Below are 13,894 nucleotides of genomic sequence, written 5' to 3' on the forward strand. Positions count from 1 at the left end.
TATTTCTGTCCATGACCGGCGACACCATCGCCGCGCTTGCCACCCCGACCGGTTTAGGCGGGGTGGGTATTGTGCGTATTAGCGGCCCGCAAGCCGCAGCGATTGCGCACGCTATGCTTGGGCGCGTGCCCGAACCACGCTACGCCGCCTTCGGTGTTTTTCGTGATAACGCTGGCACCTTTATTGATGAAGGCTTGGCGCTGTATTTCCCCGCTCCCCGCTCCTTTACCGGTGAAGATGTGCTCGAACTTCAGGGGCACGGCGGCCCGGTTGTACTGGATTTAATTCTGCGCCGTTGTCTCGAATTAGGCGCACGATTAGCCCGTCCCGGTGAATTTAGCGAACGCGCTTTTCTGAATGGCAAGCTCGATTTAATTCAGGCTGAAGCCGTCGCTGATCTGATTGAAAGTTCGACTGCGCTTGCCGTGCGCTTAGCTGGTCGCAATCTGCAAGGTGTTTTCTCGCGCCGTATTGATGAATTAGTTGAGCAACTCATTCAGATTCGCCTGCATGTCGAAGCCACACTCGATTTCCCTGACGAAGACATTGATCTTGCTGACGAACCAACGATTGCCACTGATTTAGCTGCGACCTTAGCAAGGGTGCATCAATTATTAACCGACGCCCATCACGGCCAAATTATCCGCGAAGGTCTCGCGGTAGTGATTGCTGGTGCGCCGAATGTCGGTAAATCGAGTCTACTCAATGCGCTGTGCGGTACAGAGGCCGCGATTGTCACTGATATTCCTGGGACAACCCGTGATTTACTCAAATTTGATATTCAAGTCGATGGCTTGCCAATTCGCTTAGTGGATACCGCTGGATTGCGTCACACCCAGGATCCGATTGAACAAGAAGGGGTGCGACGGGCACACGCAGCTGCGCATGAAGCGGATGTCGTGTTATGGGTGTATGCGGCCGATAGTGAATGCGATGAAGCACTGCGTGATAGCTTTCCGGCTGGATGTCCAATTATTCGCGTGCGCAATAAAATAGATCTGCTGAATGAAACAGCGCACTGGATTGAACGTGATGGCGAGGTTGAAATTGCGCTCTCGGTTGCAAATGGTAATGGGCTGGAATTACTCAAAACCCAACTTAAAGCGCAGGCGGGATTGAATGCCGCACATCCTGAAGGAATTTTTATGGCGCGGCGGCGTCATCTCGATGCGCTTGAACGGACGCGGATTCATTTACAAGCAGCCACCACGCATTTAGAACATAGATGCGGTGCCGAATTAGTCGCCGAAGAATTGCAACTTGCGCAACGCACGCTCGGCGAAATAACCGGCGAATTTACCACAGAGGATTTGCTGGGGCGGATTTTTGCGGATTTTTGTTTGGGGAAATAGCTGGCGGCTGTTAACGAGCGGCCAGCTTTCGGCATATTATCTAGTCACGAAGCTTATAACAGTTCGCTTCGTGACTAAAAATAAACTTTGTGCGCTTTGCGTACTTTGCGGTTGAATTTAAATTCAAACTCAACCGCAACCGCAACAACACCTCAACGGATATTCTCCGGCTCATCTTTGAGCAAATAGGCTTCTTCTTCGGGTGTCAAATCGACATCATCAAAACCATTGACCATCGGCATGAGATGTTCTTTGAATGAATGCCCGGTGGTTAGCATATAAACATGCACCAGCACAAAAACCAAGATCGCATAAGCCGCACCAGTATGCACATAGGCTAGTCCAGTCAGCCAATCGCTGGCATGTGGCAAATCGCGCCACACGAAATAAAACAGATAAATCAAGCCAGTAATCCAAATCAGCGGAAAGAGCACAATTTTGAGCATCAAATAGGCTAAGGCTTGAAGCGGATTGTGTTTGCGCCAATAGGCTTTACGATAAGGATGATGCTCACCCTTAAAAATCCCCAAGCTGTAAAAATGAAAGACCTGCCACATGCCGGAAAGCGTCGGGATAAAATGCCGCCAACTGCGCGTTGTGAAGAGCCAAAAGGTGCCAAACGCCCATAATAGCAGCAAAAAAAGCGCAGCTAATGTGTGCAATGTGACAGCGGTTTCAAAACTGATGAGATGATGAAAACCATGCAGCCCAAAACCAGAAAACAGCAGCACCATAATCAGTGCCATTTGCGCCCAATGCCAAAAACGCTCAAATAGGCTAAAGATTTTGACATGCCGAATAGCCATTAGTGTTGTCCTCGTTGTCCGCGTAGTGATGCCAGCGTTCGGATCAAAGCATGACCGAGGATCACGGCCAGCGTGCCCAGAACGGCAATTATGCCAATTAAATCAAGCCAGGGGTGATGATCGCGGCCGGGCAAATACAGTCCTTTGAGTCCATCTAAGCGCCCGCCAACGGAATGACAGGATTCGCAATTCAGCGCCTGTTCTTTCGGTGCGACCATGTGGGTGATCGGCCAATAGGAAACGGTTTCGACAAAGCCATATTGACCGGAATAGGGTAAGCCTGCTTTTTTCATTCCAAACGCAATGGCTTTGCCCATATCATAATTGCCCCAATAAGAGCTATCATCTTCGCCCCAAAGATGGGTATAAACCAGCGTACCATTACCCACATCTGCCGGTAGCCAGGTGTACATTGGCTTAAATGGCCAAATGCGTGAGCGCCTATCTTCACGATTGCCAGTGAAATCGTTAATCGCAATTGGCTGTTGATTGACATCGAATTTGGTATCAATGGTCGTATAATTCATTTGACCATCAAACCAGCGATAGAGCGGCACTAAATTCTCGGCGTAAATAAAATCGCCTTTGATGGATTTATAGGTATAGCGATGTTCACCATTACCCTGCGTATAGCCGTGCTCATGATAGCCTTCACCATTGCGCGTTTTACCAGCAGTGCGCCAATCCCAATGCGTCATAGTCGCCACACCACCGCGAGCATATTCGGGAATATGGCAGGTTTGACAGGCAAGACTTGAGGCATGGTCATTGCGCTTAAATGACGCAATAGAATCGACGTGATGCGGTGTTAATCCATGACAGGATTCACAGGTTGCGACATCGCGGCGTTGTCCAGGTAAGCCGGTGCCCTCCTGATCTTTGGCAGCGATTTGATAGCGACTGCCGGCCCAGAGATGTTTATTCGTAATGTGACAGGCGGTGCAGGCGAAATTTAAGCCATCAACGCCCATGTGAACATCCAGCGAACGCGGAGGATTTTTTAAGGCTGAAGATAAATCACCGTGCTTGACATTATCACCGCCGCCACCATTAAAATGACAGGTGCCGCAATTCGCCCGCTCGGGCAGACTGACGCTCTGCGCAATTTGGCTGAGATCCATCGGCGGTTTGCCTTCAAACATCACTGAGCAGGCCGGACTGCCGGCGCTATTGGGTGTTTTATAATAGCTGCCGGTGCGATCATGGCAGACGAGACAATCAATTTTGCTCTCGTCATTGAAATCAAATCCTTCATCTTTCCAACCATAACCGGCATGACATTGTGCGCACATGCCTTCATTGCCGCGAGCATTGGTGCAAAAATTATTGACCAGATGTTTTTTGCCAAGCTGTTGGCCGGTCACGGGATTTTTATATTCCCATGTCCAATGAATATTTTGGCGAAAATGTTGGCCGGTTTCAGTGTGACAGCTCAAACAAGCGCGGGTCACATCCGATCCGGTGGCAAATGTTTGTTTGAGAATTTCAAACTTGGTGTGATCGGCGGTGCCGCCGCTTAACGGCCCCGAAATCTGATCGGTCGGGGTGGGAGTGGCCGGTGGCGTCGGCCATTGGCTCTGGGCGAGCGCACCGGTAGCCATGAGCGCACCGGCGAGCAGCACCATCAGGGCGCGTCCGAGAAAGAGTCGCATGGGACTAACTCCAGAAAATGGGGGGAGGCCGATCTATCCTGACAATGATCGCGCCGATGCGCCATGATCTATGGCAAGCAAAGTGGCATTTGAGCTATCAGCTCTCAGGCTATCGTGCTGGAAGCTGCTACAGTAGCGTTTGGCGTCGATCTGACGCGATGAGCACTTCGGGGCAATTGATTCTTTTGAACTATTTTGAGGAGTGACAGCGTGCTTGAACGCATTATTGAACGTTTGCTGTATGCCAGCCGTTGGTTGCTGGCTCCGGTTTATTTGGCGCTCTCGCTGGTGCTGATTGCGCTGGGAATTAAATTTTTCCAGGAAATCTATCATTTGTTTGCGCATATCCTGGAAATGAGCGAATCAGATATGGTGCTGTGTATTTTGGCACTAATTGATTTATCGCTGGTGGGAAGTTTGCTGGTGATGGTGATGTTTTCGGGTTATGAGAATTTCGTATCACGCATTGATGTGCGCGAGGGAGATGACCAGCTCGATTGGCTCGGCAAGCTGGATGCCGGAACGCTTAAATTGAAAGTAGCAGCATCAATTGTGGCGATTTCGTCAATTCATTTGTTGCAGGTGTTTGTCAATGTGCCACAAATCGACAGCGGAAAGCTGATGTGGTATGTCATTATTCATTTGACCTTTGTGGTTTCGGCAGTGCTGATGGGGATTTTGGATCGCATTTCATTTGCGTCCCATCGTGAGCCGCATGATAAAAATAAGCTGATGGGGCATTGAGCAGGTGATGCCGCGTGAGCTGGCTCACCTGCGCTTATCACGCTCGCTAGTGCGGTGTGCTTAATTCACCGCAATGACTTCACACAAACTCGATTTAAACGGCGGAAAACCGCTAATTGGATCAAGATGGCGGTCATCGGTGAGTTCATTGATATTGGCGCTATTCCAACCGTGCGTACAATGCACCACCCCCGGCTTGATGCGCTCGGTGACGCAGGCCACAAATCGCACCACACCACGCGGCGAGCGCACCGCGACCGGCTGGCCGTCCTGAATGCCGCGTGGCGCGGCATCGCTTGGGTGAATCTCGACCAAAGGATGCGGAATCGCCTGCCGCATCCGCTCGCTGCGCTGATGCTGTGAATGGGTGTCGAATTTGGTGCGTGCCCCACTGGTCAGCACCAGCGGATAGTCGCGGGCGATTTCGGGCGTCGAGAACGGACTTTCCGCCGGTTCACGATAGACCGGCAGGCCGTCATGTCCGGCGGCCCGCAGTTCGGCTGAGTCGAACTCAACCTTGCCGCTGGCGGTCGGAAAGCCACGCAGTCGATAGAGCCGGTCGGCGTCGAGAAAGCCATGCTCGACTAAATCCTCAATCGCGCCAGCATACACCGTGACGCCATCGGGATTGCTGTACACCTCGTCACGAATCTCGTCTGGAATACCCGACGCGGCCTCAGCCCAACTCGCCTCCAGATCGCCCTGCCAAAACTGCTCACCCATCCCCAGCCGCACGCCGAGTTCCAAAAAAATCTGCCCATCGGGTCGCGCTTCACCACGCGGCGCAACTACCGGCCGGCGATAGCGCAATTCGCCCTGATAGGCGCAGCCCGGATAGGCGATCAGCGCCGGACGTTCCAAATTGGTCGCGGCGGGGAGCACGATGTCGGCTTGCAGTGTTGCGGGATTGTGGAAAAAATCAGTCGCGGCAAAAAAATCGAGTGACCCAAGTGCCCGTTCCATGCGCTTGGAATTGGGCCACATCGCCGTATTGATCCCCATCGCCAGCAGCGCCCGCACCGGCTGCGGCTGACCGTCAAGAATACAATCCGGCAGCAACATGCTCTGTCCGGCGGGCCAATATCTTGTCCAGATGGGATAGACCTCATCGCCGATGCGCGGCGGCAGGCTTTGACGGCAGTAATCAAACAGCTCAATCGGTTTGGGCATCACCTTATCGTTAAAAAAGCGATTGCCGCCTTCCCGATCTAAATTGCCGGTCACGGCGGAGAGCAGGATTAACGCTCGGTGATTTTGAAAGCCGTTGCTGTGCTGTACGGTGGCCGTCGGCGAGAGCGTGATTTGCGCTGGCGGCGTGGTGGCGAAGAGTTCGACAGCGGCGCGTAGATCGGATTCGGCGATGCCGCAGATCGCCGCTACCCGTTCGGGTGTGAACTCAGCAACATAGGCTTTGAACGCCTCAACACCCGCGCCCCATTGATCGAGAAAGGCTTGATCCTGCCAGCCATTCGCAAAGATCAGATGATGAAACCCCAGCGCCAGCGCCCCATCCGTGCCCGGACGGATTTGCAGGTGAATATCCGCTTGCTCGACCAGCGGCGTGCGGCGCGGATCGACAACGATCATGCGTCGTCCGGGCTTGAGCGTGACTAAGCCATGCGACTCAAAAGGCGGAATCGAGCCACGCGGATTGGTTGACCAGATGAGATGACAGCGCGTTTTGGGCGAAATCACCGTCGAAGTGGTCTTGATCTTGTAGCCAAACGTAACTTTTTCGGCGACCATCGTCGCGGAAAAACAGCAGCCGCTTTCGGTCAGATAATTCGGCGAGCCGAAGGCATGGGCGAGCCGCTGCAACTGCGGACGGGCTTCTTTGGTGTAACCGGCAAAGAAGGCCACCGCTGGCGCACCGTGTTCAGCACGGGTGGCGCTCAAGCGGGCGGCGATGGTGTCGAGTGCTTCGTCCCAACTGATGCGCTCGAACTGACCGCTGCCGCGTGGCCCAACGCGCTTGAGCGGATAGAGCAGGCGGTCGGGATGATTGCGCCGGTCAAGCTGAACGGTGCAGCGCGGACAGTCCGGCGGCCCGTGAATGGCGATTGGCTCGCCGCTGGTGTCGCACGCGACCTGAATCGGGCAGTTGGCGTCGCATTCGTAGCAGGTGCTGGGCTTGGTGGGCATGGCGCGGATCTCGCGGGCAGACGGGGGGAATCGCTGCCATTGTACTGATTCGGCACGCCGACGGCGCATTCCGAACCGGAAACCCGATCAACGAAGAGCTATCAGATAGTGGTAAATTTTTTAACAAAAATCACAAATTTTACCGTTTTGTTTTGCATAGAAAGCACTTGACACGCTTCAGCAGCCGGTGCATGTTCCCACATGCTCGATAACCAAGAGCATCGGTCTTTAACACGTTTGAGTATCAGGTTTCCAGCACGACGTGCTGCTGGTGTAAAACTCAAAGCATCCATCAGACCGTTTTGCGTCTGTGCATGGTACAGACCTTGCCGGATGGGGCCATGTGTGACCAAACACATGCGCGTTAACAGGTGTTAACGAAAATCCATCAGATTATTTCATGTTCGTCATTGCTACACCTCACCGCTGGCTGTGGACGCTGGGTATACTGGGCACACTGCTACTCGGATGCACCCTCAGCAGTCCGCTCTGGGCCAGCGGCGCGGACGCGGAATCAGCAAACATCGGCGGTGGCATCGACTGGTGGGCGATGAGTGTGGCGCTCTGTGGCGGGCTGGCGCTGTTTCTCTACGGCATGGAACAGATGGCCGCTGCGCTCAAAGCCGCAGCCGGTGAGCGCATGAAAGACATTCTTGCGCGTCTGACCAGCAATCGCTTTTTGGGTGCGCTGACCGGCGCATTTGTCACTGCGGTTATCAATTCCTCGTCGATTACCACCGTGCTAGTTGTCGGTTTTATTAGCGCCGGCTTGCTCTCGCTGTCGCAATCGGTCGGCATCATCATGGGCGCGAATATCGGCTCGACGCTCACGGCGCAGTTGATCGCCTTTCAGCTCGACAATCTGGCGCTATTGATGCTCGGCAGCGGCGTGCTGCTGCATCTGACTAGCCGCAACGAAACCGCCCGCCAATATGGTGGCCTGCTGCTGGGCTTGGGGCTGGTATTTCTCGGCATGACCATGATGAGCGAGGCCATGACCCCGCTGCGTGCCTATCCGCCGTTTCTCGATTTCATGGCCACCCTGCGCCAGCCGCTGTTAGCCATGCTCATCGCGACGATCTTTACCGGCTTGATCCAATCCTCGGCGGCGACCATTGGCATTGCGATTGTCATGGCCAGTCAAGGCTTTATGGACTTAGAAACCGGCATTGCGCTGGCATTTGGCGCGAATATCGGCACCTGTGTCACGGCGCTACTGGCCTCCATCGGCAAGCCCCGCGCTGCGGTGCGGGCGGCGCTGGTGCATGCGATCTTTAACGTCGCTGGGGTGCTGGTGTGGATCGGATTGATCGGCTACCTCGCCGACTGGGTGCAATGGCTGTCCCCAGCGCGGCCCGATCTGAGCGGAGCCGAACGACTGGCCGCTGAGGTGCCGCGCCAGCTGGCCAATGCGCACACGCTGTTTAATATCGCCAATACGCTGCTGTTTATCGGATTCACGACCCACCTAGCGCGGTTGGTTGAATGGCTGGTGCCGGAGCGACCCGCGAGCGCCGAGATCGAGCGCGTGCGTCCGCGTTATCTGGATGAAGAACTGCTGACCACACCAGCGCTGGCGCTCGACCGCGTGCGACTGGAGCTGCTACACATGGGCGAGCGCGTGCGCGAGATGATGCAGGCGATCATGCCAGCGATTCTCGGCGGCAATCGGCAAACGCTCTATGACATCGAGCAGATGGATGATGCCGTGGATCTGTTGCACGCTGAAATCGTGCGCTATCTGGGGCAAATCAGCCGTCAGAGCCTGACCGAACCGCAAACGCATACGCTGCTGGCGCTGTTAGCGGCGGCAAATGATCTAGAAAATATCGGCGACCTGATTGAAACCAATCTCGTCGAACTGGGCCGCGCCCGCATTGATCAAGGCGTCTCGGTGAGCGAACCAACCCGCGAAGTGCTGCTGAACTTTCATCGCACCGTCAGCCGCGCCCTCGGCACTGCACTGCAAGCGGTAGCGCAAAACAACGCGCTTGCGGCGCGGGCGGTCACGGCGATGAAACCGGAGATCAGCGCCATTGCTGATTCTGCCGCTGCCCATGAAGCGCGGCGCTTAGTCGCCGAAGAACCCAAGCGCATTCCGGCCTATACATTGGAAATCAATATCATCGAAAAGCTGCAACGGATTTATTATTTTGCAAAGCGCATGGCCAAGACGGTGGAGATAGCGGCGGCGAGCAGCCACCAGCCGTCAGTCACCAGCGAGCCGCCTTAAAAGCTGGAAGCTGATCGCTGGCGGCTGATCGCGCATAGCTTGTTCTAATAAATGACGTTATCAGTTGCTTGATAACGTCCGGTATCGCGGAGACTTAACGGATGCAAACTGGGTTCGGGATTTACGCCAAAATCGCCCATGACATTATTGCCGGTAAAGCCAGTTTGCCGAATTTGCCCGATGCGGCGTTGCGGATTCGGCGGGCGATGCAAGACCCAAGCTGTGATTTAGCGCGGATTGAGCAGATTATTCAAACCGATGCCGGATTGTCGGGCTATTTAATTCAAATGGCGAATAGTCCCGCCTATCGCGGTTGGCGGCAGACGAAAGATTTGAAGCGGGCACTGTCGCTCTTTGGCATGGAGATGACGCGCAATCTGTGTTTAGGCTATTCCTTGCGCTCGATGTTTCATGGCCGCGACCCGCTGCTGAAAACGCTGCTGTTAGAACATTGGAAACGCAGTGCCCATCGCGCCGCCTTTTGCACCGTATTAGCTGGACAGGTGCGCCATATCAGCCCAGATCGCGCCTTGCTTGCCGGATTGCTGCAAGAAATCGGGATGCCCTTGCTCTATGTGCGGCTCGAAAATACCCCCGAAGCACTCGGCGATCCCGAATTGCTGCAAGATTTAGAAGACACGTTTTGCGCAACGATCAGTCAAACGCTGTTAGCATCTTGGTGTTTAGATGCCGAATTGCAGGATGTGGCCCGCAATCGCCATAACTGGCTGCGCGATCATCGCGGCAAGGCCGATCTAGCTGACTTGGTGACACTGGTCAATCTCCACGAACTGCGCTTAGTCAACGATCCGACGCGCTATCTGCCCGATATGCAGACTATCCCCGCTTACGACAAACTCAAGCCCGGCGCGGTCAGTGTGCTGGGAACGCTGGTGATGCTCGATGAATCGGTAGACATCGCCGCAATCGAGGCGACGATGACCGGCTGAGATTTTTTTGAGAGCCGCTAACTGCGCACGCTGTTTAGGACTGTTCGGACTGTTCCCAGCGGCAATATGGATGCTGGGCTAACTGGGAATTGAAATAACGCGGATCGGCAGAGACTTCCGCACCGAGCCAAGCGGGACGCTCAAACGTCTCGGCGACGTGTTCGAGTTCCAGTTCAGCCAGCACTAAACCGGCGTTCTCACCGACAAAGACATCGAGATCCCACAGATGTCGCCCATGACGCACGCGATAGCGCGTTTTCTCAATCAGCGGCAAAACGGCCAATTCACGCAACAGCGTTTCGGCATCGGCGAACGGAATCGGATATTCAAATTCGCGCCGACTGATGCCTGTGGTTGCACTCTTGAGCGTCAAATACGCCTGCGTTGCATCCAGACGCACGCGCACTGTCACCGGCCCGCTTGCCGTGAGATAGCCTTGAATTAAGCGGGTTTCAGCTTCAATGTAGTCGCGCCAGCCGGCATTAATGACCAAAAATTTACGTTCAATTTCAAAAGACATGGCTTCACCACTGTCGCACTCATTACCGTCCACGCGCCTGAACGCCTTGCGCATCGCGTTGTTCTATGGCCTGTTGGCCGCACTCTGGATTGTGCTTTCTGATGTGCTGCTGATGTGGCTACTGCCACAGCCAGCGTCGCTGCAATTCTGGATCGAGCTGGCAAAGGGCTTGGCATTTGTCAGCCTCACCAGCCTCTTGCTTCATCTGCTCTTGCGCACCTGGGAGCGTCAAATCAGCGCCGCCTTTGTGCGCGAACATCAGAGCGAAGAACGCTATCGCAGTGTGTTTGAAAATAATCACGCCGTCATGTTCATTGTCGATCCTGAGAGCGGCGCGATTGTTGACGCGAATCCTGCGGCGGTGCAGTTTTATGGCTGGTCGCGGGAAACGCTGCAACAGATGAATGTGATGGAGATTAACACCCGCTCGCCGGAGCAAATTCGTGCCGAAATGCAGGCGGCCAAAACCGCACGGCGGCATTATTTTGAGTTTCCGCATCGGCTCGCCGATGGTTCAGTGCGCGATGTTGAGGTCTACAGCGGGCGGATTACGCTCGATAATCGCACGCTGCTCTATTCCATTGTGCATGATGTCACCGAGCGGCGTCGCACCTTGCAAGCGTTAGCCGCCAGTGAAGCGCGATTGCAGCAACTCTCGCTGGCCATTGAGCAAAGCCCGAATAGCATCCTGATTACCGATCTTGAAGCGCGGATTCAGTATGTCAATCAAGCGTTCCTGACCACCACCGGCTACGCGCTCAACGAAGTGCTCGGTAGCAATCCGCGTCTGCTCCAATCCGGTCAAACCCCGCACACGACTTACGCGACCATGTGGGCCACCTTGACGCTGGGGATGACGTGGAAAGGCGAGTTTCATAATCGGCGCAAAGATGGCAATAACTATATTGAGTTCGCCCATGTCGCACCGCTGCGCCAGCAGGACGGCACGATCACCCATTATGTCGCGGTCAAAGAAGACATCACCGACAAAAAGCGCATCGCCGCTGAACTCGACCAGCATCGCCATCATCTTGAAGAGCTGGTCAAGCAACGCACGGTCGAACTCACTACCGCCCGTCAGCAAGCGGAAGCGGCGAATCTCGCTAAAAGTGCATTTTTGGCCAACATGAGCCACGAAATCCGCACGCCGATGAATGGCGTGCTGGGCATGATCGAACTGCTGGCGCTCACGCCGCTCACGCCCGAGCAAACGCAACGGCTCAATACTATCCGCGAATCTGGGAAATCACTGCTGCATCTGATCGACGATATTTTAGATTTTTCCAAAATCGAAGCCGGACGGCTCGAACTCGAACAAGCGCCGGTCGCACTCGCGCCGCTGGTGGCCGATCTCTGCGCGGCGCTCGAACCGCTGGCCAGTTCGCGGGCGGTCGATCTGCGCTATACCATCGCGCCCACACTGCCGGAATGGGTAAACTCCGATGCCGTGCGCTTGCGCCAACTGCTCTATAACTTGGTGGGCAATGGCATCAAGTTCGCGCAGGGTCACGACGGTCAGCGCGGCTGGGTGCAAGTGCGACTCGAACCGGCGACCGATCCAGCCTACACCCTAACCTTGAGCGTTGCCGACAATGGCATTGGCATGTCGGCTGAGGCGCAAGCGCAACTGTTTAAACCCTTTGGTCAGGCGGAAGCCTCAACCACGCGCCGCTTTGGTGGCACCGGATTGGGCTTAACCATTTGCAAACGGATTGTCGATTTACTGGGCGGCGTGATGACCGTTGACAGTGCGCCGCAATGTGGTGCGACCTTTAGCGTACAGCTTCCGCTGGAAGCTGCCGCGATACCGCCAAGCACACCTGCGCTGGAGCGTCCCGCTGCTGCGCCGCCGGAACCCGCGCCCACACCAGAACCGACCGCATCCGCGCCTGCGGCACCGATACCTGCGCCCGCAGGTGAGCGCCGCTTGCTGATCGCTGAAGATGACGAGATCAATCAAGAAGTCATCCAATTACAGCTTGATATGCTTGGCTATCAAGTCGATATCGCCAATCATGGCTTAGAAGCCCTAGAGCTGTGGCGGCGCAATCGCGGGCGTTATCTGGCGCTGTTGACTGATTTGCACATGCCACAGATGGACGGCTACAGCCTGACGGCCGCGATTCGCCGCGAAGAGGCTGAACACAACGAGCGCACCGGACAAACTGAACATCTGCCGATTCTTGCGCTTACGGCTAACGCGCTACGCGGTGAGGCCGAACGCGCTCAGGAACTGGGGATGGATGCGTATTTGACCAAGCCGCTGATGCTCGAAGATCTGGAACGGGCGCTGATACAGTGGTTGGGAACTGCGCCGCCGTCCCCACATCCAGACGCCAACGGCCAGACACTGGATGCACAGTCGAGCGCCGCTCCGCTATCCTAGCGTCGGAACAGACGTTGGAACTTGGCGCATGGCGTTCGGTCTGAACCTCGGCAATTCTGCCAAATCCATGACTTTTTCCCTTGACTTAACCTGACACAAACAGGAGTAACTTTCGACATGGCTAATCCGGGTATTTCCTTTGTTAAAACGACTGAATCCATAGTCGCAGCTAACAAGGTACTCAAAAACACCTATCTGCTGCTGTCGGCCACCCTCGGCTTCAGCGCCCTGACCGCCATGCTGTCGCTTGCGCTGGACGTGCCAAGCTGGGCGTATCTGGCCTCAGTAATTGTCTCGATGGTGCTGGGGATGTTCGTGCTACCGCGCACGGCGAACTCTGCTACTGGGATCGGTGTGATTTTTGCGATTACCGGTCTGCTGGGTTTTGGACTCGGTTCTATTCTTGATGTTTATCTCGCCCTACCCAACGGCCCGCAGACCGTAGGTTTGGCTTTTGGTGGCACGGCGGCGATCTTTTTAGGGCTATCGGGCTATGCACTGTCGAGCAAGCGCGATTTCAGCTTCATCGGCGGCTTTATCTTCGCCGGTATGATGGTGGTAATGCTGGCGGTGATTGCCAACATCTTCCTGCACATTCCGGCGCTATCGCTGGCAATCTCGTCGGTCATCATTCTATTGATGAGCGGCTTTATCCTGTTCGATACCAGCCGCATCGCACGCGGTGAAGAGACCAACTACATCATGGCCACTTACGGCCTGTATCTGAGCATCTTCAACATCTTCGTCAGCCTGTTGCAGATTCTCGGCATCATGGGCGGCGACGACTGATCTCACGTCCGTGCATCATGCTTGACTTGATGCGTGATGCTTAAAAAAACGGCCCCGGCTTCGCGCCGGGTTTTTTGTTTCACGTTCACTCATCGAGGTGCCGCATGGAACTGTTTTTACAGATCACCGCCGCGATTCTGTTCGGCATGATGCTGTTTTTGCTCTGGCCGGTGTACAAACACTGGCAGGAACACGGCCCTAAAGCCCAGTCCGGCGATTGGGCGGCGGCGCTGCTGCCGTTGGGCGCGGTGGTGGTATTTGTCGTGTTGTTGGTGATGGCGGTGCAGTGAGAGCGATACGCGGTGCTTGTGATAGAGTAA

The 13,894-nt window shown here is 55.1% G+C and carries 11 protein-coding genes; 7 read left to right on the forward strand and 4 right to left on the reverse strand.

Annotated elements, in window-relative coordinates:
- Positions 1-11: 11 nt before the first annotated feature.
- Positions 12-1,352, forward strand: a complete 1,341-nt coding sequence (gene mnmE, locus BLW10_RS02080; protein ID WP_091331983.1) for a tRNA uridine-5-carboxymethylaminomethyl(34) synthesis GTPase MnmE — start codon at positions 12-14, stop codon at positions 1,350-1,352.
- A gap of 152 nt (positions 1,353-1,504) precedes the next feature.
- Here the strand turns inward: mnmE and BLW10_RS02085 are convergent, their stop codons facing one another.
- Together BLW10_RS02085 and BLW10_RS02090 are read right to left on the reverse strand one after the other, a co-directional pair.
- Complete coding sequence (locus BLW10_RS02085; RefSeq protein WP_091331985.1) at positions 1,505-2,158, reverse strand: cytochrome b/b6 domain-containing protein; 654 nt, start codon at positions 2,156-2,158, stop codon at positions 1,505-1,507.
- Positions 2,158-3,810, reverse strand: a complete 1,653-nt coding sequence (locus tag BLW10_RS02090) for a tetrathionate reductase family octaheme c-type cytochrome (protein ID WP_091331987.1) — start codon at positions 3,808-3,810, stop codon at positions 2,158-2,160. The genes BLW10_RS02085 and BLW10_RS02090 overlap by 1 nt, the downstream gene beginning before the upstream one ends.
- 210 nt (positions 3,811-4,020) lie before the next feature.
- Between BLW10_RS02090 and BLW10_RS02095 the strand changes: the two genes are divergently transcribed.
- Positions 4,021-4,554: a TIGR00645 family protein gene (locus BLW10_RS02095; protein ID WP_091331989.1), complete on the forward strand. Its 534-nt coding sequence runs from the start codon at positions 4,021-4,023 to the stop codon at positions 4,552-4,554.
- 60 nt (positions 4,555-4,614) lie between these two features.
- Here BLW10_RS02095 and BLW10_RS02100 read toward each other — a convergent pair whose 3' ends face one another.
- Entirely contained in the window at positions 4,615-6,696 is a 2,082-nt protein-coding gene (locus tag BLW10_RS02100) for a molybdopterin-containing oxidoreductase family protein (RefSeq protein WP_091332056.1), read from the reverse strand.
- Positions 6,697-7,096: 400 nt separating this feature from the next.
- On the opposite strand from BLW10_RS02100, the gene BLW10_RS02105 reads away from it, so the two are divergent.
- Together BLW10_RS02105 and BLW10_RS02110 are read left to right on the forward strand one after the other, a co-directional pair.
- A complete protein-coding gene (locus tag BLW10_RS02105; RefSeq protein ID WP_177168960.1) occupies positions 7,097-8,929 on the forward strand; it encodes a Na/Pi cotransporter family protein in 1,833 nt (610 codons plus the stop codon).
- Positions 8,930-9,030: 101 nt separating this feature from the next.
- The gene (locus BLW10_RS02110; protein WP_091331991.1) at positions 9,031-9,879 is read left to right on the forward strand and encodes an HDOD domain-containing protein; all 849 of its coding nucleotides are present in this window, start codon (positions 9,031-9,033) and stop codon (positions 9,877-9,879) included.
- Between the two features lie 34 nt (positions 9,880-9,913).
- On the opposite strand, the gene BLW10_RS02115 is transcribed toward BLW10_RS02110, so the two are convergent.
- Positions 9,914-10,399 (reverse strand): CYTH domain-containing protein, encoded by a 486-nt coding sequence (locus tag BLW10_RS02115; protein ID WP_091331993.1) that lies wholly within the window; start codon positions 10,397-10,399, stop codon positions 9,914-9,916.
- Between BLW10_RS02115 and BLW10_RS02120 the strand changes: the two genes are divergently transcribed.
- The 3 genes from BLW10_RS02120 to BLW10_RS02130 all read left to right on the forward strand — a co-directional run bounded on the left by BLW10_RS02120 (position 10,398) and on the right by BLW10_RS02130 (position 13,864).
- Positions 10,398-12,785: a PAS domain-containing hybrid sensor histidine kinase/response regulator gene (locus BLW10_RS02120; protein ID WP_177168961.1), complete on the forward strand. Its 2,388-nt coding sequence runs from the start codon at positions 10,398-10,400 to the stop codon at positions 12,783-12,785. The two genes, BLW10_RS02115 and BLW10_RS02120, sit on opposite strands and share 2 nt — an antisense overlap.
- Before the next feature lie 117 nt (positions 12,786-12,902).
- Positions 12,903-13,574: a Bax inhibitor-1/YccA family protein gene (locus BLW10_RS02125; RefSeq protein WP_091331996.1), complete on the forward strand. Its 672-nt coding sequence runs from the start codon at positions 12,903-12,905 to the stop codon at positions 13,572-13,574.
- 104 nt (positions 13,575-13,678) lie between these two features.
- Complete coding sequence (locus tag BLW10_RS02130; RefSeq protein ID WP_091331998.1) at positions 13,679-13,864, forward strand: hypothetical protein; 186 nt, start codon at positions 13,679-13,681, stop codon at positions 13,862-13,864.
- Positions 13,865-13,894: the final 30 nt, after the last annotated feature.

The sequence above is a fragment of the Allochromatium warmingii genome, assembly GCF_900107145.1.
GTDB classification, from domain to species: domain Bacteria; phylum Pseudomonadota; class Gammaproteobacteria; order Chromatiales; family Chromatiaceae; genus Thermochromatium; species Thermochromatium warmingii.

Excerpts from the sequence above, each read along its gene's own strand:
- BLW10_RS02100 (WP_091332056.1), bottom strand. The coding sequence starts at position 6,696 with ATGCCCACCAAGCCCAGCACCTGCTACGAATGCGACGCCAACTGCCCG.
- BLW10_RS02110 (WP_091331991.1), top strand. The coding sequence starts at position 9,031 with ATGCAAACTGGGTTCGGGATTTACGCCAAAATCGCCCATGACATTATT.
- BLW10_RS02120 (WP_177168961.1), top strand. The coding sequence starts at position 10,398 with ATGGCTTCACCACTGTCGCACTCATTACCGTCCACGCGCCTGAACGCC.
- BLW10_RS02130 (WP_091331998.1), top strand. The coding sequence starts at position 13,679 with ATGGAACTGTTTTTACAGATCACCGCCGCGATTCTGTTCGGCATGATG.
- BLW10_RS02125 (WP_091331996.1), top strand. The coding sequence starts at position 12,903 with ATGGCTAATCCGGGTATTTCCTTTGTTAAAACGACTGAATCCATAGTC.
- BLW10_RS02115 (WP_091331993.1), bottom strand. The coding sequence starts at position 10,399 with ATGTCTTTTGAAATTGAACGTAAATTTTTGGTCATTAATGCCGGCTGG.
- BLW10_RS02085 (WP_091331985.1), bottom strand. The coding sequence starts at position 2,158 with ATGGCTATTCGGCATGTCAAAATCTTTAGCCTATTTGAGCGTTTTTGG.
- BLW10_RS02090 (WP_091331987.1), bottom strand. The coding sequence starts at position 3,810 with ATGCGACTCTTTCTCGGACGCGCCCTGATGGTGCTGCTCGCCGGTGCG.
- BLW10_RS02105 (WP_177168960.1), top strand. The coding sequence starts at position 7,097 with ATGTTCGTCATTGCTACACCTCACCGCTGGCTGTGGACGCTGGGTATA.
- mnmE (WP_091331983.1), top strand. The coding sequence starts at position 12 with ATGACCGGCGACACCATCGCCGCGCTTGCCACCCCGACCGGTTTAGGC.